This is a genomic window from uncultured Psychrobacter sp. (assembly GCF_947500265.1).
Taxonomy (GTDB): domain Bacteria; phylum Pseudomonadota; class Gammaproteobacteria; order Pseudomonadales; family Moraxellaceae; genus Psychrobacter.
In genome coordinates, this window is record NZ_CANMRN010000002.1 from 394,275 (window position 1) to 417,889 (window position 23,615).

17 protein-coding genes are annotated in these 23,615 nt (G+C 42.9%); 5 read left to right on the forward strand and 12 right to left on the reverse strand.

Annotation, left to right across the window (positions count from 1 at the left end):
- The first annotated feature begins 39 nt into the window (after positions 1–39).
- Complete coding sequence (locus Q0788_RS04190) at positions 40–156, forward strand: DUF2474 domain-containing protein (protein ID WP_114700806.1); 117 nt, start codon at positions 40–42, stop codon at positions 154–156.
- A 182-nt stretch (positions 157–338) separates the two neighbouring features.
- Here the strand turns inward: Q0788_RS04190 and murU are convergent, their stop codons facing one another.
- Both murU and Q0788_RS04200 read right to left on the reverse strand, forming a co-directional pair.
- Complete coding sequence (gene murU / locus Q0788_RS04195; RefSeq protein WP_298808093.1) at positions 339–1,076, reverse strand: N-acetylmuramate alpha-1-phosphate uridylyltransferase MurU; 738 nt, start codon at positions 1,074–1,076, stop codon at positions 339–341.
- A 46-nt stretch (positions 1,077–1,122) separates the two neighbouring features.
- A complete protein-coding gene (locus tag Q0788_RS04200) occupies positions 1,123–2,226 on the reverse strand; it encodes a phosphotransferase (protein ID WP_298808094.1) in 1,104 nt (367 codons plus the stop codon).
- A 375-nt stretch (positions 2,227–2,601) separates the two neighbouring features.
- Between Q0788_RS04200 and Q0788_RS04205 the strand changes: the two genes are divergently transcribed.
- Both Q0788_RS04205 and Q0788_RS04210 read left to right on the forward strand, forming a co-directional pair.
- Complete coding sequence (locus tag Q0788_RS04205) at positions 2,602–5,691, forward strand: LPS assembly protein LptD (protein WP_298808096.1); 3,090 nt, start codon at positions 2,602–2,604, stop codon at positions 5,689–5,691.
- Between the two features lie 156 nt (positions 5,692–5,847).
- The gene (locus tag Q0788_RS04210) at positions 5,848–7,239 is read left to right on the forward strand and encodes a peptidylprolyl isomerase (protein WP_298808098.1); all 1,392 of its coding nucleotides are present in this window, start codon (positions 5,848–5,850) and stop codon (positions 7,237–7,239) included.
- 475 nt (positions 7,240–7,714) lie between these two features.
- On the opposite strand, the gene Q0788_RS04215 is transcribed toward Q0788_RS04210, so the two are convergent.
- Positions 7,715–8,845: an endonuclease/exonuclease/phosphatase family protein gene (locus tag Q0788_RS04215; RefSeq protein ID WP_298808099.1), complete on the reverse strand. Its 1,131-nt coding sequence runs from the start codon at positions 8,843–8,845 to the stop codon at positions 7,715–7,717.
- A 439-nt stretch (positions 8,846–9,284) separates the two neighbouring features.
- Between Q0788_RS04215 and asd the strand changes: the two genes are divergently transcribed.
- Positions 9,285–10,418: an aspartate-semialdehyde dehydrogenase gene (gene asd, locus Q0788_RS04220; protein ID WP_298808101.1), complete on the forward strand. Its 1,134-nt coding sequence runs from the start codon at positions 9,285–9,287 to the stop codon at positions 10,416–10,418.
- 64 nt (positions 10,419–10,482) lie between these two features.
- On the opposite strand, the gene Q0788_RS04225 is transcribed toward asd, so the two are convergent.
- Positions 10,483–11,076, reverse strand: coding sequence for a heme-binding protein (locus Q0788_RS04225; RefSeq protein WP_298808103.1), 594 nt, complete (start codon positions 11,074–11,076; stop codon positions 10,483–10,485).
- A gap of 418 nt (positions 11,077–11,494) precedes the next feature.
- Here Q0788_RS04225 and tgt point away from each other — a divergent pair, with 418 nt between their 5' ends.
- Complete coding sequence (tgt, locus tag Q0788_RS04230; RefSeq protein WP_057759140.1) at positions 11,495–12,646, forward strand: tRNA guanosine(34) transglycosylase Tgt; 1,152 nt, start codon at positions 11,495–11,497, stop codon at positions 12,644–12,646.
- A 139-nt stretch (positions 12,647–12,785) separates the two neighbouring features.
- Here tgt and Q0788_RS04235 read toward each other — a convergent pair whose 3' ends face one another.
- The 8 genes from Q0788_RS04235 to Q0788_RS04270 all read right to left on the reverse strand — a co-directional run bounded on the left by Q0788_RS04235 (position 12,786) and on the right by Q0788_RS04270 (position 23,471).
- Positions 12,786–14,138 carry a sodium-dependent transporter gene (locus Q0788_RS04235; protein WP_298808105.1) on the reverse strand — a complete coding sequence of 451 codons (1,353 nt, stop codon included), beginning with the start codon at positions 14,136–14,138 and terminating at the stop codon, positions 12,786–12,788.
- A gap of 301 nt (positions 14,139–14,439) precedes the next feature.
- The gene (gene lpxA / locus Q0788_RS04240) at positions 14,440–15,219 is read right to left on the reverse strand and encodes an acyl-ACP--UDP-N-acetylglucosamine O-acyltransferase (RefSeq protein ID WP_298808108.1); all 780 of its coding nucleotides are present in this window, start codon (positions 15,217–15,219) and stop codon (positions 14,440–14,442) included.
- 173 nt (positions 15,220–15,392) lie between these two features.
- A complete protein-coding gene (gene fabZ, locus Q0788_RS04245; protein WP_298808110.1) occupies positions 15,393–15,929 on the reverse strand; it encodes a 3-hydroxyacyl-ACP dehydratase FabZ in 537 nt (178 codons plus the stop codon).
- Positions 15,930–15,981: 52 nt separating this feature from the next.
- Positions 15,982–16,998, reverse strand: coding sequence for a UDP-3-O-(3-hydroxymyristoyl)glucosamine N-acyltransferase (gene lpxD / locus Q0788_RS04250; RefSeq protein WP_298808113.1), 1,017 nt, complete (start codon positions 16,996–16,998; stop codon positions 15,982–15,984).
- 146 nt (positions 16,999–17,144) lie between these two features.
- On the reverse strand, positions 17,145–19,538 hold the full coding sequence (gene bamA, locus Q0788_RS04255; protein WP_298808116.1) for an outer membrane protein assembly factor BamA: 2,394 nt from the start codon (positions 19,536–19,538) through the stop codon (positions 17,145–17,147).
- Positions 19,539–19,800: 262 nt separating this feature from the next.
- Positions 19,801–21,177: an RIP metalloprotease RseP gene (gene rseP / locus Q0788_RS04260; protein ID WP_238053219.1), complete on the reverse strand. Its 1,377-nt coding sequence runs from the start codon at positions 21,175–21,177 to the stop codon at positions 19,801–19,803.
- A 96-nt stretch (positions 21,178–21,273) separates the two neighbouring features.
- Positions 21,274–22,482: a 1-deoxy-D-xylulose-5-phosphate reductoisomerase gene (ispC, locus tag Q0788_RS04265; RefSeq protein ID WP_298808122.1), complete on the reverse strand. Its 1,209-nt coding sequence runs from the start codon at positions 22,480–22,482 to the stop codon at positions 21,274–21,276.
- Between the two features lie 179 nt (positions 22,483–22,661).
- Positions 22,662–23,471, reverse strand: a complete 810-nt coding sequence (locus Q0788_RS04270) for a phosphatidate cytidylyltransferase (protein WP_298808125.1) — start codon at positions 23,469–23,471, stop codon at positions 22,662–22,664.
- Positions 23,472–23,615: the final 144 nt, after the last annotated feature.

Sequence of the window (23,615 nt, forward strand, 5' to 3'; positions counted from 1 at the left end):
GATGGTAGTCACGCTTCAAACGCTAATCAGGAGATCTCTATGAAAAAGTTCAGTAAAAAACAATCGCAATGGGCATGGTTTGTAGGTCTATATTTGGCAGGGTTTTTAGTGGTGTTTACCATTGCTCAGATAATCAAGCTGGCCATGGGTGTTTAGCGTAATTGCCTAATCATACGATCGAGTGCCAGTTAGTTAGCTAATGAGTAGCTTGCTAGATGCTAAGTTTACATTTTTGTCTTGCCAATATACCTTTTAGACATATCGTAAGAAATATCTCTATATGCATAAAAAAAGCAGCGTTGAATAATCGACGCTGCTTTTTATTTATCTTAAATTTATCAGTTTGGTTTACCTGCATGCTCGATATCATGCTGTTCGATAAACTGATTGACCTGTGTTAGACGCTCTGGTGTCCCCACATCTATCCAATTATCTGTCGTCACTTCAGCGGTAATCTGAAACTTTATCATTGCTTGCTTCAGTAGTGGTGCTAATGCAGCAGGCTGTCCTGATACCAGACCTTCTACCAATTTTGGTGACATTACGCTAATACCAGCGAAGGTATACTTATCTGCATCGCCCACTGGTTGTTCACTCGCTAGGCCATTATTAACCGCAAAATCGCCGCCATTATTGTGCTCTGGATTATCAATCAGTAACAAATGCGCGCGCTGATCCGCTCCCAATGTATAATCTGTTAATCGAGAGAAGTCATAGGTAGTCCAGACATCAGAATTGACCAGAATAAACGGCTCATCTTTTAGTTTGCCTGACTGTAATGCCTGAAAAATACCGCCTGCGGTCTCAAGTGGTTCATCACCTTCTACTGACCAATGCAGCTTTACGCCATACTGTGAACCGTCGCCTAATGTGTCCATTAGCTTATCTGCCAACCATGAAGCATTGACCGTGATATCAGTAATGCCTGCTGCTTGTAGTGCTCTAATATGCCAAACAATAAGCGGTTGACCTGCGACTTCAACCAAAGGCTTGGGCGTCTCAAGCGTTAATGGACGTAGGCGTGTGCCCTTGCCCGCTGCCAAAATCATGGCTTGTGTAATCGTAGAGGTAGACATCTGCGCTCCTATCTTTATTATTTAAATTAATTTAGCTGAGCGTCATCTACGCTGAAGCAAACTTCTCTTTATAAGCAGGTAGCACTGCCTCTTGTAGCCATTGATTAAACGGTGTAATTGATTGCTTTAGTTCATCGTTGCCATGTTCGGCAAGCCAGTTTAATTCAGTAATCAAATCACGCATGACTTTAGGAATATCCGCCAAATAGCGGTCTTTGCCATCACGCTCAGACAAACGAATAAAAATCCCTAGTACCTTTAAGTGACGTTGTACGCCTATAACATTCACATCGTTTTCAAACTGCACCGCGCTATCAGCAGTGGTTAGTGTTTTTTGTTCTTGTAGCTGCCAAAAGTCATCAATCCATGCAGATATTTGGCTCTCTGGCCATTCAACATAAGCATCGCGTACTAACGACACTAAATCATAAGCATACGAGCCAATGACGGCATCTTGAAAATCAATCACGCCCAACTTTGATTGGTCTGCTTGATCTTGCATGAGGTTGCGGCTGTGATAATCACGATGGACCACCACTTGTGGCTGTTGCAAAATCTCATTCATTAACGCTTTTTTTAGGTTTCCCCAAACCTGATCATCTAGCGCGACACCAATATATGGCATAAACCATTCGCTAAATAAATCCATCTCACGGTCTAATAGTGCCGTGTCATAATCTGGCAGCTGATGTTGCGACTTCGCCGTTTCTACTGCTACCGTTTGTAGCGCGACTAATGTCTGCATTGCTAGCTGATAGTAGTCATTGATTTGGTCTGCGGTTGCATCGACAAGCAAATGGGCAAATTCTACTGTGCCAAAATCTTGTAATACCAAAAATCCTTTTTCTACATTTTGTGCAGTCAGAGTCGGCACGTTGACAGCAGGTGCCATCAGTTTCGCAACATTGATAAACTGCAGCATCGCATCTTGCTCGTCAGCGGAGTCCATGACGATATAATGCTTGTTGGCGCGATTGTCTGTCTCTGATAGTTCGATACGATGATATCGGCGGGCACTAGCGTCTCCAGGTAAGCTGTCTAGACTAAATGTTTGATCTAAAAATACTTGCTGTAACCATTGTTCTAATTGCTGTTGGCGGTTGTTATTTTCATCGATCATATCAGTCTCTAAAGTCGTTTTGTCAGTCATATTGGGCATCGCTGGTTAAATATAAGTCATAAATAATTAAAGTAGTGATAAGTCTGACAAATACTTGCTAAAATAGCGATATGCGGCGGTGCTATACAAGCTGCCACAGACGTATTGCTATATCATTCAATACTTGATGTCGGATAGAATCGCTATCGCTACTTAAAAATCAGCATGGCTATATTATAAATTTTGGTAAATAGTGTAGCTGATTTGGTTTTTTTTGACTATGATTAGTCGTCATTATATGTAAAACATCCAAATTTTTGAGAATACATTAGTCATATTTTAGTCGCTCGTTCACTGCTTTATATCGTTCGGTGATACCGCTACTAAACTCAGTCACGCAATCCAATAAGCTCTGCAATCATAGGTGTGCCCTTGTTATATTCTCCGCTTTACCAAAGCATCCGCTTGATCTTATTTGGTGCCTTAGGCTTATCTAGCCTAACTGTCAGTGCTGCCATTGGTGATGCCAATACGCAAAAAACTGAACCACTAACTACGGACAGTACAGGCAGCTATGCGTCTAATAGTGTGGCGACTGACGCCAATAGTATTAGTCGTACTCAAAGCAATGATGGCTATCAAGAAGCAGATATTCTAAATGATAGCTATCCAGACGATGCTAATTCTGCTAATACGAATAACGCTACTTTATCGAATGATACTGCGTTAAATAGCAGATTTTCTGAGAACAATGACCTAGATATTACAGAGATTAATGAGGCTGCTGACTCTAAAGCTTTTAGCAATGAAGTTTCTAATGCTAGTAATCTAAATACAGAAACCAGTAACCAAGTAAGCAGTAATACACTAGATAGCAGTGCCTTTGTCCCTAAAGCGATAACAACAGACAATGGCAAGCTAGACCTTAATGACGAGAGTATTCAGGCCAGCCTAATGCGCTTAGCAGAGTTTTATGAGCTAACACCAGATACTGATGCTTCAACATTAAATAATGACGATATCAGCACTGAAGCAAACAATACTCATAATAACGCCATGCCTGCCGCACAGACGATTCCAAAGGTCGGTAGAAATTTACGTCTACTGCCAAATGCTGTGGACAGTGCCCAGCGCTGTGAAGGTCAATGGGTATATCCGCAGAGCAACCCCAATTACCAACGCGCTGTGAATGAAGCTGGTACGTCAAATGGACAACCAGCACCAAATGTGGCTAGCGTTCCAAACAATCAAGCCCCTTTATTTACTGAGTCTGATTACGGTTATTACAATAATATTAATTATGCCGAGCTATCTGGCAATGTAAAAATTGACCAAGGCACTCAGCATATTGAAGCAGAAAAAGTCATGATTGACTTGAGCAATGGCGTTGCGGCAGCTCAAGGCAAAGTCATGTTTACAGATAATGCGACTGGACAGCGTACAAGCAATGCAGCGACAAACAACGTTTCTACAAAGAGCGGCCAAGCCAGCTTTAACGATAGAGCGGCACAAGGCGGTCTAATTGGCGTTGCAGATAGCTTGAATTACAATACTGAGACTGGTCAATCGACGGCCAATGATGTGGCATTTGCCAGTGTTGGTCTACAAGCGCACGGCTATGCCAAACGCTTAAATAAACCGAATGAGAGTGAATACGAGCTGGATCAGGTTATGTTTAGTACCTGTCCACCTACCAACCGCAAATGGCAGTTTGAAGCCAAAAGTATCGATCTAAATACCGATACAGGGCGCGGCGAAGCGTATAACACCACTTTCCGTGTGGCTGATATACCCGTATTTTATCTCCCCTACTTTAACTTCCCGATAGACAGTCGCCGTAGTAGTGGGTTTTTATTACCGAGTGCTAGCGTCAGTAGTGAAAGCGGTCTTGAAGTTGATATCCCTTATTATTTCAACTTAGCACCCAATTATGATGCCACCCTTAACACGCATATTTATACTGACCGTAACCCTATGCTATCAGGTGAGTTCCGTTATCTGACTGAGAATTATGGGGAAGGTATTTTAAACGGTTCATACTTACCAAACGATAAAGAGTATGACGACGAAGATCGTACCAGCTTGTTTTATGACCACACTTGGTCGTCGAAAAGCATTCCACGGTTAAGTGCTGATGCTGAATACAACTATGTATCAGATGCCGATTACCTTAATGATTTTGATACGTTGGGCTTGTCAGACAGCACCATAAACTTGCCACGTCGTGCCCGCGTCAATTATTACAATGATTATGTCGATGGTGAACTGAAAGTAGAAACTTTCCAGACTTTGGATGCATTCACTGATAGCGGTGAGGCGTTAGAAGACAAAGACAAGCCGTATTCACGCTTGCCACAGCTCAAATTAAATTATCGCTTGCCTTGGGCCGAGCGCTTCGATATTACTGGTATTCATGATTCTGCATACTTCAAAAAATCTATCGATGATGGCTCTGAAAACGAAAAAAGTGGCGCACGTATTTACAATAAACTGAGCGCCGCCTACCCAATGGAAACTTCTTGGGGTTATATCAAACCTAAGCTTAGCTTGCAGCATCTATATACGTCATATGATGAAGATAGCTTGGAAGATAATCAGCTTAGTGAAGAAGATGGCAGTCAATCTGTGTTTGTTCCGCAAGCCAGTATCGATGCAGGACTACACTTCTATCAAGCGGGCTCACCATTTGGTGCGTTTGACGATACGATGGGCGGCTATCGTTTACTTAGCCCACGCGTAAAATATACGTATTCACCGTATAAGAACCAAAACGACATTCCTAACTTTAATACGCGTATTGCCTCGATTAACTATGAACAGCTGTTTTCGGACAGTTGGTTCTTAGGTCATGATCGTTTGCAGGATTTGCACTCTATTACGCCTGGCGTCAATTATCGTTACATCGATGCAACGGGTGTGACACGTTTTGATGGTAGCATTGCAGAACAGTTCTATCTAGATGATGGGCGTGTAACACTCGATGACGATCAGCCAGTATTTACCTCGTCTTCTTCAGGTATGGTATGGGATACTAGCACTCAACCTTATAATAATTTTTGGGTTGATGTTAGCGGTGCCTTAACCAGTAACTATGATTTGAACTACATTACGACTGAACTGCGCTATCAGCCGTCAGACAATAGCTTATTTAATGTGGGTTATGTTAAGCGTCAGCGTGATGACAATACCGATCAGTTGCCACTATCCGCGTTTACAGCATCTGCAATTTTTCCTATTAATAACAGCTGGCGAATATTGGCTCAAGGTCAATATGACCTAAACAGCGACAGAATGCTCGATTCATTAATCGGCGTTGATTATGAAGATTGCTGTTTCGGCTTTGCTGTTTATGGTCGCCGCTATTACAATGACCTAAACGTAAAAGACGAACCAACACAAGCTATTATGGCAGAAGTTAGATTAAACGGTCTTGGCAGTGGTAGTAGCCGCTTGACACGATTGCTTGCTGATAAAATCTTGGGCTTTGAACCTGTACAGACGGCATGGAAAGACTAACCAGTTTTTTGCTAGATTAGAATTATTTACGTAAATATTTATAAGACACTATTTGAACCCCTATTATGGGAAACGCTGTCGAATATTTTATTATTAAAAGTATTGGATAGAGTTGACCGACTACCATCCGATGCAATGACATTGATGAGGAGCATCATGAGATTTTTTTCTTTACGTCAGACTAGCAGAGCAGTATTGCTATCTATGGCAGGCCTTACGCTTACGTTAAGTGCCAACGCTGCTACTGTCAAACCTACAGCAGCCCAAGCTTCTACTTCTGCTGCGCAAAGCTCAGTTGATCGCTTGACGCCAGCCAATAGCACAGACGGTATTATTGCCCTAGTTAATGAAAATGCTATCTTAAAAAGCGAATTAGTTGATGCTATCAAGCAAACCCAAGCACGTGCAAAAGCTGCTGGAGAGCCTATCGCAAACTCAGCACAACTACAATCTGAGGTGTTAAACGCGCTTATTTTGCGTGAACTACAACTGTCTATGGTCAAACGTGCTGGACTGTCTGCTGATGAATCAGAGATCAATCAACGTCTTGGTCAAATCGCTCAAGCTGAAGGCCTTAAGAGCATCTCAGCATTGCAACAACGTCTAGATGCCGCACAACCTGGTAGTTATGCCAATCTACGTGCCAAACTGATCGAAGAGGCCTCTATCCAAGCGCTACAGCAACGTCAAATTACTCGCCGAGTACGTATTAGCGAGCAAGACATTGATGCGTTTTTGGCCTCACCTGAAGCCAAACGTCTGAATCAAAGCGAATATCAAACCATTCACGTACGTGTGCCTTATATAGATGACTATAGTCGCCTATCGCCCGCTCAACGTGAAGAAGCATTAAAAGTCGCGCAAGCATTACGTACGCGTTTGCTTGAGCCAAATGTCAACGTCGCTGAAGCCGTTGCTGCTAGCCAAGGTAGCTATCCGATTCCATTGCAAGGTGGAGATATGGGCTTTCACAAGGCAGCCTCGTTACCTACAGAGCTATCTAGCAAAATTACCAAGTTAGACGTTGGTACCGTAAGCGAGCCATTATTGACTCCTGAAGGTATTGACATCATCAAGCTTGCTGATAAAAAAGCCAGCAATACGATGCTGATACCACAGTGGCATACTCGCCATATTCTAGTCAAAGTCGATGATCTACAGACTGACGCCCTTGCTGAACAAAAAATCAATGATCTATACGAGCAGCTTCGTGGCGGCGCTGACTTTGCTAGCTTAGCCTCAACGTATTCAGACGATCCAGGTTCTGCCGGACGTGGCGGTGACCTTGATTGGGTTAGCGAAGAAGATATGGTTGGTCCATTTGAAGCCACAATGAAGAATACGGCTGTTGGTGATTACTCTGCGCCATTTAAGACGCAATTTGGTTGGCATATCCTAAAAGTCGACGGTAAGCGCGATCAAGATATTAGCGAGCAATATCGTCGCAATATGGCACGTCAAGCACTGTATCAACGCTTAGCACCACAAGCTCAAGAAGACTGGTTACAAGAGCTACGTGCTGGCGCTTATATTCAGATACTTGGCTGATATGTTGCAATAAGCTAATAGTATTAAGTTAGCTAGAATATTGAATCGATTTAGATAAAGAAGGGTATATGCCATTGCATATACCCTTCTTTATTTTGCGCAGTTAGATATTTAACTGGAGGCTTTAAAAAATCTCAAAGTTAAATAGTTTGAATCTTGATAAACCAAAATCTATACACAAAGAAAAACCCCGAACCTAGGGCGATTGGTTCAGGGTTTCAATACTTCATGTTATTGTTATTATCTCTCTTCCGTGCTGACTCATCCTAAGTCATTTAACAGTATTATATAAGACAGCGGGCTGACCTGTGCTTTTATTGATACTGTCTCAACACTACATCCATGCGTATCCTTGTGTTGATGGATGTATTATAGGCCAATGGATTTGGTGCCGATAGAAGCTAAAGACTCTATTTTGCGTAAGCATATGCTTACATCATTTCTATGCATTACAGCTAATAAACGGCCTCTTTTATCAACCAAAACTGCGCTGATCTTGTCTGTGCTCTTCTGACACTTTTTCGCCTTCTTTCTTGCCTTCTTCGATTTTATTGTCAGTCTCTTGGATATCTTCTACTTGTGCAGTAGGCGCATTGCCTTCTTGCTTGCTTGCCTCTTCTGGCTCATATTGCAAGGTAGTCATCACAGGGAAATGATCAGATCCTACGGATGGCATACGCTGAATATCAACTACCGTAAAACAGGCACTATGAAAGATATGGTCTAGAGCCCAACGTAGAAATGGATATTTAACATGAAAGGTATTAATAAAATGTCGACCAATACGAGGATCTAGTAGTCCTGAGATACGTTGGAAACGACGTGTGGTTTTTGACCATGCGACATCATTGAGATCACCTGCCAGTATCGCCGTTTGGTCGTTTTCTTTTATATGTTTACCCACCATGAGCAGCTCAGCATCACGCGTGGTGGACTTATCAGCTTCAGTTGGACTAGGCGGCATGGGATGCAAGCAATATAACCAAACGACGCGGCCTCCTTGCAAACGCAACTGTGTATGAATAGACGGTATATCATCTATCATCAAATACTTAACTTCAGGATCAATCAGCTCAAGCTTAGAGTACAAATGCATACCATATAGATTATCTAGTGGCACTTTCACGGTGTAGGGATAGTCAGACTCGACTTGCTGTAAGGCTTGCTCCCATTTCTTGTCACTCTCTAATGTAATTAAGATATCCGGCTGCTTTTGCTTAACCAAATCGACCAGTTTTTTTGTTTCGTCATTGGGCGTCAATACGTTTGATACCATGATTTTTATTTGATGCGCTTGCCCTTCTGGCTTATCTTTTGCCTTTTGAACTTCTTTTTTCCATAGCTTAGTATACGGCAGTACCATTCTCAGCTGAAATGCTAACGTACCGCTCAGTACAACAAATAATATCCACTGCCCTAATTCCCACTCTGAGAAAAACACTATCATGCCGACCCAAGCGATAATACCAAGCATCATTATTTGGATGCGTGGAAACTCAACACCACGCACCCACCAGTTATCCAGCGGCAGCCAGCCCCAGATTGTGACAAAGGCGATGAATCCTGCTAGACCTTGTAAGGCGTAATATAATAGTGAGAGATCCATAAGTAGGTACTAACCGTTGATTGAAATATTAATAGAGCCGATGATGTATATTGGTTAAGCTTTTGTTTGATAAGAAATATCGTGGTTGTAACTCAACTGACATCAAATAACTAACGTCGAGTAATTAGATTTGAGACTTACTTTAGCATTTCAGAAGATTCTCGCCTACTGGTGAGTCTCAATTATGCGACAACTATCATAAAACGTTACAATATTGGCTCATTCAATATAACGAGTGCTTTATTAAACATTATATTTTTGAGGTCGTTAGATAGCTAAGTATCTCTTCAATAGTAATAACTTAAAGTTATAGTCGACATAGTTAATAGTGTATGGAAAACGACCAAATAATAGCCAAAACGCCTTGCTTTTTCGCGCCATTCACGGCATTGTTATCGGTTGACGATGCAACAAATAATTGTAAATAGGATTAAACTTCATGAGTGATTTAACAGTAGGTTTGGTAGGCTGGCGCGGTATGGTAGGGTCAGTATTGATACAACGTATGCAGGAAGAAAACGACTTCAACGGTATCACACCGGTGTTTTTTTCAACCAGTAATGCTGGTGGTGATGCACCAAAATTCGATGGTATTGAAACCGGCCAACTAAAAGACGCTCATGATATTGACGCACTTGCTGCTTGTGATGTCGTTATTACTTGCCAAGGTGGTGACTATACGTCAAAAGTCCATCAACCATTGCGTGATAGTGGTTGGAACGGCTATTGGGTTGATGCGGCAAGTACCTTACGTATGAAAGATGACAGCATCATCATTCTTGATCCAGTCAACCGTAACGTTATTGATAGTGCCCTAGCCAATGGCAAAAAAGACTTTATCGGTGGTAACTGTACCGTATCATTGATGCTGATGGCTATCGGCGAGCTGTTTAATAAAGGCTGGGTCGAATGGGTCAGCGCGATGACATATCAGGCTGCTAGTGGCTCTGGCGCAAACAACATGCGTGAATTAATTAGTGGCATGGGCGTATTACATGATGCCGTTCAAGATGAATTGGCTGACCCAGCTAGTGCTATTCTTGAGATTGATAAAAAAATCGCTCAGACTCAGCGCTCAGCAGACTTCCCTACACAATATTTCGGTGTACCACTGGCAGGTAGCTTGATTCCTTATATCGATGCACAGCTAGAAAACAAACAGTCAAAAGAAGAATGGAAAGGCGGCGTCGAGACCAATAAGATTTTGGGTAACGATGAAGCCAGTACGATTCCTATCGATGGTATGTGCGTACGCGTCGGTGCTATGCGTTGTCATGCGCAAGGCCTAACGATCAAGCTGAAAAAAGACATTCCACTAGAGGAAATCGAAGCTGCACTCAAAAACAGTGGCAACGAGTGGTTGGACTTGGTCGAAGATGATAAAGAAGCTACCATGAATCGCCTAACTCCAGTAGCCGTGACTGGCACCTTAACTGTTGCCCTAGGTCGCTTGCGTAAGCTTAACATGGGTCCTGAATATCTAGGTGCGTTTACCGTTGGTGATCAGTTGTTATGGGGCGCAGCAGAACCATTACGTCGTATGCTTAATATCATCCGTGAGCAAAACTTCTAACTCAGATACTTTAGATGAAGCACAAAAAAGACAGCGATTGCTGTCTTTTTTTATGGGCTGATTACTATTTAGATTGATACGCAATCATCACTTCATTACGACGTAAAAATGGTAGCGTCCAAGGTGGGTTATAACGGGCCAATTCAGGCTCGCCTGTAGGCGTCAAATTCTGGTCTTGCATCCATGTTTGCAGCGCTTCGGTTTTTTCCGCTATTTTGTCCTCTCCTGCGAGCCAAGAGAACTTAATCACACCATACGTCTGTGCGGGTACTTCTATAATCTCAACGTTTGGATTATTTGGTTTAGGCAACGTTTGCATTGTATATTTACTAGGCATCGTAAATTGCACGCGCCACTTACCATCGTCTTGTTGCATACTGACTGGTGCTGTCATGGCAATTTTTTGTGACTTATTATCACTTTCTTTATTATCAGCTTGCATCGTGACAGGTGCCGTCATACTGATTTTACTACTGTCTCCACTTGGTGCTGTGTTATTACCAAAAATATAGTCCGCTAAAACCTTAAATCCTTCACGACTTGCTGAGTCTTGGTCACCACTCACCCACGTTTGCGCCACTAGCTGCTCATCATAACGACGCAGCTCAAAGTCGCCTGTTTGCGACAATAACGTGTACTCTGGCTCTTCGGTAGCCATAGCCCCTCCTGATATTAATAATGAACCACTTAATAATAAGTAAGCTGTCTTTTTCATGTTATGTCTCCAGCATCTAAAAGCATGGTGTGGCAATGATTATCACCTCACCTGTATAACTTCTACTGTATCAACAGACCTCTAGCATTGTCTGTGTCTTTTGGCGTGCTATCTGTGTTTTTTAGTTATAGTAAAGCGGTATTGACCAAAGTGTATATTGCGCGTATATCGATGACACCTAATAGCTATAGTTAAAAAACGCTAAAACGGGTACAAGGCTGTCGACTGAAAATTGTACAAGTAGTACATTTAGGAAAGGTAACGCCATAGCAGTTCAGTGATTCTCTGACTATATATCCAAAAAAACCGCTAACAATGCTATAATTAGCGCCATTTTCATAGCTTAAATAGCGGTTATCATATGCAATTTGTCTTACATAAAACGGCCAGCGGTGCAACGCGTGCACGCCGTGGTACGGTTCATCTCAATCATGGCGACGTGCAAACGCCTGCTTTTATGCCTGTTGGTACTTATGGTACGGTCAAAGGCATGCTGCCACGTGATATCGAAGCCATCGGTGCTGATATTATTCTAGGCAATACCTTCCATCTATGGTTACGTCCAGGTACCGAAGTCATTGATAAATTCGGTGGCTTACATAAATTTATGCATTGGGACAAGCCCATCTTGACCGATTCGGGCGGTTTCCAAGTATTCAGCCTCGGCGCAATGCGTAAAATCACCGAAGAAGGCGTAAATTTTAAATCTCCTATCGATGGCGCAAAGGTATTTCTTTCACCAGAAAAATCTATGCAAATTCAGTACAGCTTGAACTCAGACATCGTTATGCAATTCGATGAGTGTACGCCTTATCCAGCCACTCATGATGAAGCGAAAAAGTCGTTAGAGTTATCATTACGTTGGGGACAGCGCTGTATCGATGAGCACAACCGACTGGGCAGCACCAACGCATTATTCGGTATTGTACAAGGCAGTATGTATCCTGACTTGCGTCAGCAGTCACTCGAAGGCTTGTTAGAGATCGGGTTTGATGGTTACGCAATTGGCGGTCTTTCGGTTGGCGAGCCTAAAGAAGAGATGATAGATGTCCTAGACTACCTGCCTGACGATATGCCAGCAGATAAGCCACGCTATCTTATGGGCGTTGGTAAGCCTGAGGATTTAGTTGAAGGCGTACGCCGCGGCGTAGATATGTTCGACTGTGTGATGCCAACGCGTAACGCGCGTAACGGCCATTACTTTGTGACGGGCGATGCAGACAATGCTGGTGTGGTACGTATCCGTAATAGCCAATATCGCAATGATGAAGGCCCATTAGATCCTGAATGCGACTGCTATACCTGCCAAAACTTTAGCCGTGCTTATCTGTACCATCTTAATAAGTGCAAAGAGATGCTAGGTGCTCAGTTAGCGACCATTCATAATTTGCGCTATTACCAACGTTTGATGCAGGGTATTAGAGATGCTATCGAGCAAGATAAATTTGATGAGTTTGTCAGCGAGTTTTATGCCAAACGCGGCCAAACGGTTCCTGAGTTAAACTTGCGTTAATCCTGTTTAATATTCAAGACCGTATAACGAATCTGTTGAAATAAAAAGGGCTTAAGAATAATCTTAAGCCCTTTTTTTGTGTTGTTTTTATCACTCAATGGTCATCACTTAATGATTCAAATAGAGTCTATTTTGACTACTATCCCATCAATGACGTCACAAATACTACAATAACAGCGATTGGCGCGATGAATTTCGCAACGATTTGCCACAGCTGCCATGTACCATTAGATAAACCAAGCTCTTGCTGAATGTTACGTTGATCCATTTTCCAACCAACAAATACAATTGCCGCCAGACCTGTTAGAGGTAATAGGAATTTACTAGTAAGCTTATCTAATGCATCAAAAATACCATTACCCATGATAGTAAAGTCAGACCATAGGTTGAACGATAGCAATGCTGCAATACCTAACAACCAGATTACTGTACTTGCCACGATAGTAGATACAGTACGACTCATCGACGTACGCTCTTCTAACAACTCAACGGTTGGCTCAAGTAACGAGATAGATGAGGTGATAGCAGCAAAGGTAATAAGCAAGAAGAACAATGCACCAATGATAGTACCCGCACCCATGCTACCAAAAGCAATTGGCAAGCTTACAAAGATAAGACCAGGACCAGATGCAGGATCTAGACCATTGCTAAAGATGATTGGGAAGATGGCAAGACCAGCAGCCAACGCAATAACTGTATCCAAAATAACAACGGTACGTGCTGTTTTTAGCAAGTTTACTTCACGGCCCAAATACGAACCATAAGCGACCATGATACCCATACCAATTGATAAGGTGAAGAATGCATGACCTAATGCTGCAAGCATAACATCAGCCGTTAGTTTGCTAAGATCTGGCGTAAATAGGTAAGCAACTGCTTCACCAAATCCACCGTTCATTACGTTATAACCAACGATAACGAACAGAATTACACCCAATAATGGCATTAAAATCTTAGCTGTTTTTTCGATACCACTTGTCACACCAATACCAACGATGACAGCGGTCAAAATCATAAATACCGTATGCCAGATCGTCAATGTACCAGCTGATGCAAGCATAGCATCAAAGGTTGCAGCAACAGAATCACTGTCTTGACCAGCAAAGCTACCTGTTGCTACTTTAGTAATGTAGTTAAGCGCCCAACCACCGATCACACTATAGAACGATAGAATTAAAAAGCCACCTAAAACACCAGTAGCACCAATAATACCCCAACTACGCGACTTACCTTCAGTCGCTGCTACGTCTGAAAAAGTATTGACTGGGTTTTTTTGACCACGTCGACCAATTAACCATTCAGCAACTAATATCGGAAAACCGACCAGCGCGATACAGAACAAATAGGCAATAACGAAAGCTGAACCACCGCTTTCGCCAACCATGTATGGAAATTTCCATATGTTTCCTAAACCAACTGCTGAGCCTACTGCTGCCAATACGAAGCCAAAGCTTGAGCTCCATTGGGCATGTTCTTGTTTATTGATAGCCATTTTTTCCGTCCTCGTGCTTCAATTAACGTTACTGATAATCTTCCTTGATCAACATAAATAGTCAGCCTTACCATTGAGCTATTTAGTAAACGCTTCGATGTGAAACGCCCAGCAACATTAAGAAAGAATTGATTACAATATCGTAAACGCTCAGTTTCTGCTAAGCGACCAAAAAAGTCAAGTGCTCATAAATATAAAAAGCCATAACAAATAGTTATGGCTTCTACGTAATTCGCCTTCATTTCATAAAAGTTTAGCTTATTAAAAGTATCAAACTCATCATTAATTGAGTTATGTTTTTTTAGCGCACAACACCGCGGCTGCTATTCTGTAATGAATCAATAAGTAGCTGAATTTTTGGCTCTTTAGCCAATAGCTCACTATGTAAGACTTCCAATGCTTGTGCAGTGGTAAAACCTGATCTGAAAATCGTACGATACGCTTGACGTAAGACATTAATGGTTTCTTTTGACCAACCTTTGCGGCGCATACCTTCGATATTGAGTCCATGAGCCTTTGCTGGATTGCCAGATACCATCGTAAATGCAGCCACATCTTTTAGAATGAGGCTTGCTCCGCCAATCAAGCTATAGTCATCTACTGTACAAAACTGATGTATGCCCGAGTTACCACCGATGATGGTATGGTCGCCAATAGTCACATGCCCCGCTACACCAACATTGTTAGCCAGTACGTTATGATCGCCAATAACACAATCATGTGCGACATGGGTGTTTACCATCAGTAGATTATGGCTACCAATTTTAGTCAGCTCACCGTCTTGCGCTGTACCGCGATGTAAGCTGCAGGCTTCACGAATCGTATTGTGATCGCCGATTTCAAGCCAAGTACGCTCACCTGCATATTTCAAATCTTGAGGATCTTCACCGATACTCGCAAACTGATAAAACTCATTGTGTTGACCAATACGAGTCAGCTTAGTCACAACCACATGTCTATGCAAAACCGTATGCGCACCAATTGATACTTCATCACCAACGATACAATAGGGCCCGATGATAGCAGTCTCGTCAATCTGCGCGGACGGTGAGATGAGTGCTGTAGGATGAATCTGACTCATAAGATGGGCCCTTGTATCATTTGATGCGAGTAAATAATAAAAAAGTATCGCTATTTCAGTGTTACTAACGAAGCTAATACCAGTTGTGTTGTTGAGTTTGCATATAGCTATTTATTGCAGTGATAGTGAGCGGTTTCAATATCGCTCTTTGTACAGTATGGCTTATTAAAAACTTAAGCACCCTTCGTGTTAGCAGGGTTTTGCTGCTCTTGGCGTGCAATCATAATTTGCGCACTAGCCGCCAATTCATCTTCGACATGGACAGTACAATCAAACTTATAGATACCATGTCTTTGCATCACAGTTTTTGCACGAATGATAAGTTGATCACCAGGAATCACACGACGTTTAAAACGGACTTTATCCACACCTGCAAACAGATAGAGGTAACCGTCTTCTGCCGTCAGCCCTGCACTGATAAAACCAAGCACTCCTGACACCTGCGCCATTGACTCCACCATCAATACACCTGGCATAATCGGCTCGTCAGGAAAGTGACCGTTAAAAAACTCTTCATTAATAGTCACGTTTTTGATACCAGTAATACACTCACCTGGCGTACAAGCTACAATACGATCTACCAGCATAAAAGGATAACGATGCGGTAAGTAATGCTTAATCGTATGATACGTCAATGGTAGCGTAAGACCTTGCTCAGCCAAGCTTTTAACGTCTTCATCAGTTGGGGTATCTATATTGTTATTGCTCATAATGACGCTTCCTTGCTGTGTTTTGAATATCTATTATTTGTTTGTATTTGCATTAGTTACTGCCCAGCTGACGAAAACGTACAGCAGCACGTCGCCAATTAGCAGTTGGCATTGCAGCCGTACCAGATGAATATGAGCCAGCGGTTTTAATGGATTTGGTTACCATGGTCATACCAGAAAGAACAACATCGTCTGTAATCTCGATGTGTCCTGTGATACCGACAGCGCCGCCTATTATACAGCGCTTACCTATCGTAGTACTACCCGCAATGCCAGTTTGAGCAGCAATAGCAGTGCCGTCACCAATACGGACGTTATGCGCAACTTGTACCAAGTTATCAATAATAACGTGATTGCCAATAACGGTATCATCGATAGCACCACGATCGATACACGTCTGGCTACCAACTCGTACATGATCACCAATAATGACACGGCCTAACTGGGCAATGCGCTCCCAACCTGTGTTACTAGGATCTTTAGTAGGAGCAAACCCGAACCCTTCAGATCCAATGCTTGCCCCTGCATGCAATCTAACGTGATTGCCAATAACACACTCGGGCCCGACAACGACTTGCGACTTAATGACACAATCGGTACCGATACTAGTATTGGCCTCAACCACGACGTGAGCATCGAGTGAGCTACATGCCCCTATTTGCACATTGTCACCAATCACGCAAAAAGGGCCGATATTGACTTGCTCGCCAATAACAGCACTGTCTGCAATCACAGCACTAGGATGAATCCCATTAGATAAAGAATGACGTGCAAACAGCTGACTGGCACTGGCATAAGCCAAATATGGATTTGAGACGACTAGCGCTATCGCTGAGGTAGGCACTTGGTCACGATATGCTTCCGTTACCAACACCGCGCCTGCCTCACTGCTAGCCAAGCTAGAGATATAGTGAGGATCTGCCAAAAAGCTTAACTGCTGCTGACTGGCCGTCGTCAAACTACCGACGCTACTGAATGGTTGACACAATTGCTCAGTATCAATCTCAGCCTTATTAATAATAGGCTGACGCTGCTCAATTCGAGTAATGAGTTGCTCAATCGTTATCATAATGACTATTAATAAAATATGGTTATAAATGAAACGGTCGCCAAAATAACAATGCGTTTTGACGACCTACTAAGCTCTAATGATATTTCTGTCTATTTGAGACAATCTTTAAAACTGCTCAAATAGATGAGAATGATGTCATTAATTTAGAATGTATTACCAATCTGGAACTGGACTTTTTCAGTCTCATCGCCTTCTTTGTCACCAAATGGTACCGCGTAACTAAGTGAGATTGGACCAATTGGTGTATACCAAGTGACACCAGCACCAGCACTGTAGCGGAAGTCATTATCTTGAGTGATCAAAGTATAATCGGTTTCTCTGAAAGTCTCGTCTTCTTTCCCAGTCGTGTCAAATACTTGACCACCTTCAGCAAACAATACTGGACGTACTTGATCTGCCCAATCACCTTTAAATGGCATTGGTAGAATCAATTCAGCACCAAACGTTGCCAATGCGTTACCACCGACTTCTTCATCTAAGTTCCCAGCAATACCATTGACGGCATCATAATAGTTTTCTGATTTAGGACCTAGCGTTGAAGATTCATAGCCACGTACAGAGCCATAACCACCAGCGTAAAAGTTTTCGTAAAATGGTAAATCGTTACCATAGCCAAGCTTGGTATAACCGCGTGCGATCACATCTTTATAAAGAGGATAATATATATTACCGCTATAAGTTAGCTTTTGATAATTAGCATCACCTATCCCAATAGTTGCATCAACCTTATGACTCATACCTTTGGTAGGGAATACTGGACGGTCTAGAGTACTGTAATCCCAACCAAATAAAAGGTTGTAGGTCTGATAATCATTCTTAAAGGTGGCAATACCATCAGTCTCGTTCTCAGGTGTTTGTGTACCACCATCATCTAGAAGCTGCTGTACATTAGATATTCCTAAATATCGACCACCACGTACAGTAGTATTATCAACATTTAGACCAGCACTCAGGCGTTTGGTTTCATCAATAGGATAGCTATAGTTCAGCGTCGCACCATATGAATCGGTCACATAGTTACTAACGTTGTCGTCATCATATTTGGTTTTGCGATAATAACCGCTGATACCTTGAGAAACACCGTTTTCTGTAAAGTACGGATCGGTATAACCTAGGCTATAAGAGTCGCGTGTTTCTGAACGAGAAAGCGCAGCCTTGACACGGTTACCGGTACCCATAAAGTTGTTTTGGGTCAAATCCAATTGGAAAGTCACACCGCCACTCTGTGAGTAACCCGCTGCAATCGTTGAGCTACCAGAAGGCTGCTCTTCAACCACATAGTTTACATCGACTTGATCCGGCTGGTTAGGCACTGGCTTAACATCGACAGTGACATTTTTAAAGAATCCAGTACGCATCAAACGCGTGCGTGACAGCTGAATTTTGTCATTAGAAGACAGCGTACCTTCTAACTGACGCATTTCACGACGTAATACTTCGTCTTGCGTTTTGATATTACCCGTAAAGTTGATACGGCGAACATAAATAGGGCGTGCAGGATCGATATAGTAATCGACATCGACCATTTTCGTATCGTCATTGATACGTGGTACTGGTCTGATTTGAGCTAGATAATAGCCTTCGTTACCATAGCGTCTTTTAAGAGAAGCAGTGGTTTCGTCTAGTTTTGCTTGCGAGTATTTTTCATTAGGGGCAAAGCTAACCAGCTCTTTTAGCTCACTATTTTCAAAGGTAGGTTTACCTAAAAAGTTCACTTCGCCAAACTGGTATTGCTCGCCTTCGCTTAGGCTAACTTCGATAAACACACTACTTTTGTCTTCGCTGATGTTCAATACGGCATTATCAACTGAAAAACGCACATAACCATCGTTCTGGTACAGCGCCTTTAAACTCTCTAGACTTGCGGCCAGTTTTTCTTGAGCGTAACGATCAGATTTAGATAATAGACGCGTCCATGAAGATTCTTTTACCGCGAAAACGTCTTTAATCTCTTCATCACTAAAGTGCTTGTTACCAATGATATTGATATCGACAACTTTAGCAGGCTTGCCTTCTACAAAGCGCACGTCAAGTTTCACGCGGTTACCATCAAGGACCGTTTGATCTACTTCGATATTACTATTGTAGTAGCCTTGGCTAATATATTGCTGTTGTAGCTCATTGGCCACACCTTGCAAAGTAGACTGCTTGAGCACGTCACCAGCAGACAGTCCAGCATTCTTCAATCCCTGCTCAAGCCCTTCTTTAGGAATAAGCTTGTTACCTTCAAAGGTTACTTCAGCGATCGTTGGACGCTCAATGACGTCAAATCTTAGCTTGCCACCTTCGACACGGCTTTGAATATCAGCAAAGTTCTCAGTTGCATATAGCGCCTTAATACTGGCAGCTAAGCTACTATCATTCACCGTATCGCCTACCGTAACAGGTAAGACCGGATAGAGGCTATCAGGGGTTAGGCGTTGTAGGCCATTAAAACCGATGTCAGTTACTACAAATTCTGCAGCCTGTACTGGCATACTCATCATCGCTACAACTAACGGCAACCCAGCCGCGCTCATAATTAAAGGCGTACGCATAAACACTATCCGTCAATAAAAAAATTGCTTAAGTTAAGTTAAAAGGCACGTATTGTCTAACCCATTCACGCAAGGTTATAAACCCATGCAAGGGTAACTCAGAACACTTTATATAAATTGCATCACAAAATAAACTAAAAATTACGATTAGTACAGAGGCTGCGACACAGAGTAGCATGCCTATCATAACAATAATCAGCCTATAATAGGCGTAAAACCATTAGTATATCGTGCTTTATCAGCCATATTACTCATCAGCTAATTAAAATAGCCGGCTGATGTCATTACCAATTGCTAACACCATGAAACCTGCCAGTAAGAGTAAACCGATATTTAGACCGACCATTTGCACACCTTCAGACAGTGGCTTACCGCGAATCAGCTCAATAAAATGATAGACAATATGACCACCATCTAATACTGGAATCGGCAAAAGGTTTAAGACGGCAAGACTCAGGCTAATCAGCGCCGCTGTTGACAATACCATTTGCCAACTGATATCAAAGCTTTGTTTAGCGACTTTGGCAATGGTAATTGGCCCTGATAGATTGTCTAAACCAATCATACCTGACAGCATTTTTCCCATCGAGCTTACGGTCATTACTGCTAGCTGCTCAGTCTTTTCAAACGACTTCACTAACGACTCACTAGGACCATAGACCACGGTAGTCTTGTAATCATCAGGAATAACAATCTCAGTCTGATCCACCATTGCACCAATCTGTCCGTAATCATTACCCAAGTTGTCTTTTTTGCCTTGGGGCATAATTTGCAACTGTACAGGCTTGTCATCACGCAACACCGTAAAGTTCAATAGCGTTTCAGGATTATCACGGATAATACGTGTGGCAGTAATCCAATCTTCGATTGACTCATTATTAATAGCAGTAATGCGGTCGCCAACCTTTAGACCTTGGCGGCTAGCGGCACCATCGGGAGCCAAACCGCCTACAATCGGCGCAATCTGCGGCTGCCATGGCAACATACCAAAGCTGGTCAATGCGTCTTTGCCTTGAGCTTCACCTTGCATAAACTGTGTGACGGGTGCTTGATAGGTTTTAGTCGACTGATCGGTTTGGGCATCTGACTGCAAGGTAATGCTGACATTATCCGTCTCACCCATACGTCCTGCAAGGCGATAGTTAATACCTTCCCATGTCTGCACATCGTGCCCATCAATCGCAACAATCTTATCACCGACTGGCAGCTGTGCCATCGCAGCAGGCGTATCTGGTAGTACCTGTCCAATCTTAGTCGCCAACTGCTCAGATGGGGTCATAAATAGTACCCAAAATAGCGCGATAGCGATGACAAAATTCATGATAGGGCCAGCTGCAACGATAGCAATTTTCTTGAGCGGATGCTGCCGATTAAACGCAAGGTGCTGCTCATCTTTTGCGACATTACCTTCACGTTCATCTAGCATCTTTACATAGCCGCCAAGTGGCAACGCTGAGATACGATAATCGATACCGCTCTTTTTGCTAGTCCAACCAAAAACTTTAGGGCCAAAACCGATAGAGTACGTTAGTACTTTGACACCGCAAAGCCGCGCCACAATATAATGTCCCCACTCGTGTAAGGCAATAAGCGGGCCTAAGACAAATATGGCGGCAAGAAGTGTTAGTAAAAACGTCATGATTTTTTCTCAGTATTGTCTCTCAGCATTTTTATTAACATCTTCGCTAATATCGTTTAGCAATATCATGTATCAGCTAAGAGACGCTTGCTACGATTATGTCAGCTTTGCTACCAACTTATCAGTCAGATGGCGTGCAATCTTATCGATTGTCAATATGTCTTCTATGTCAGCGGTTTCGTTCAATGGTGGCAGCTGTATGTCATTTAAGGCTTGTTCGTTAATATTAGCAATGTCCGTCAAACGTATTTTACTATCGAGGAACGCCGCTACTGCAATTTCGTTTGCCGCATTGAGCACAATAGTGGCTTGTGTTCCAGCTTGCATGGCTTGGCGAGCCAAACGCAGGCAGGCAAATTTTTGCAAGTCAGGCTCAATAAACTCCAGACCACTAAGAGCAAATAAGTCTAACGGCTGCGAGCCACTATCAATCCGATCAGGGTAGCTCAGCGCGTGCGCAATGGGCGTTTTCATGTCTGGACTACCCAGCTGTGCTAAAAAGCTGCCATCGCTATATTCTACCATTGAGTGAATGATACTTTGTGGATGAATGACCACATTTATCTTATCTTCAGGCAAATCAAATAAGTGACAGGCTTCTATCAGCTCAAGCCCCTTATTCATCATTGTCGCCGAATCGACGGATATCTTTTGACCCATTGACCAGTTAGGGTGCTTGACTGCCTCTGCGACGCTTGCCTGCTGCATCTGTTCAAAAGACTGCTGCAAAAATGGGCCACCTGAAGCCGTCAACCAAAGTTTGCGAACACCATGATTTGGCTGATGAATTTGCGTATTGTCTTGCTGAATAGCGAGTGGCAAGCATTGAAAAATGGCATTGTGTTCAGAGTCCAGCGGCAGCAAAGTGGCTTTGTGCGTCTTGACCGCATTAATCATGACCTTACCTGCCATGACTAAGGCTTCTTTGTTGGCCAATAAGATACGCTTACCTGCACGTGCTGCTGCCAATGTAGACGGTAGCCCTGCCGCCCCTACAATCGCCGCTACAACCGTATCAGTCTGTGAGTCAGTGGCAATATCTACCAATCCTGCCTCGCCTCCTACGACCTCACTATCAATTCCCGCTACTTTAAGCCTGTTAGCAAAGTCATCCACGGCTGACGTCGGTACACTGACGCGTTTCGGCAGAAATTGCTGACAGAGCGCAAATAGCTTATCTAAGCGATGATAGCCTGATAAAGCATAGACTTCATAGGTGTGCGGTTGCGCCGCTAATATTGCTAGAGTGCTATCGCCAATCGAGCCTGTCGCGCCTAGTACGGCGATGCGTTGCGTCATAACCATCAATGCCCATGATACTTAAAAATAATAAAAATAGAATATCGTCTGTTAACTATAAAATTGTCATGCTAGTAGCCACGCTTGCCGTACCAATGCATTGCTCGCTCTCGGCTCACTTATACCAATATTATGGTGGACTGACCACAGAACAGGTTCAAATAGAACAGTGCTGCTATATAACCTTACACCACTATCAAACCAAACTGCTGTATCGCCCAAAAACCAAGTGCAAATATCGGTGTGGCAGACAACAGAGAATCAATACGATCAAGGATACCACCATGACCTGGCAAGATAGTGCCTGAATCTTTTACATCAGCACGGCGCTTGAGCATCGACTCAAACAAGTCTCCAAGTACAGAGGCAAGAATAGTGATGGCCGATAACGCTACAAATGCGATTAACGGTACACCGGTCAGCTGTAATTTAAAGACGCTGATAGCTATCACAACTAACAGCCCTGTAACGAGGCCACCAGCCAACCCTTCCATGCTCTTATTGGGTGAGACATTGGGTGCCATTTTTCGGCGACCAAGCTTACGTCCAACGAAGTATGCGCCACTATCTGCACACCATACTAATAAGAACACATACAGCAGCCACCATGCCGACAATTGCCAGAGATAGAACATCGCCGTGATAGATGCCGTCAAAATAACTGCACCCATCATTGCCAGCTGGTTTCCGTACCACCTCGTTTGTGTCGGGAAAACTCGAACCCAAGACAGCGCCATCAACCATATTACTAATGAAGCCACCCACCAAAACAACCAAGTTACCTTGAACATCAGTGAGAATATAGTAAGCGCTAAAATCAATAGAACAAATACCGCAGGTTGACGCCACTTAGGCATTAATTTGGCCCATTCATGAGCGGCGATAATGACCCCAATGGCTAACAGTGGTGCAAATAAAATAGGTGTTTGGCTCGCAAACATTGCAATACCAACGATAATAACGAGAACAATTGCCGTTTTAATTCGTTGCCACATACTTATCGAGCCTTATAATAATGAAGAACAGATGGTCAAAAAATGCATTATAGCAGCTAACTAACGATGGCCGAGTGATAGCATTCAATACTCATTCAAGCCGTTTATCATTGCATAAACCAACACTATTGACCAGTTATACAG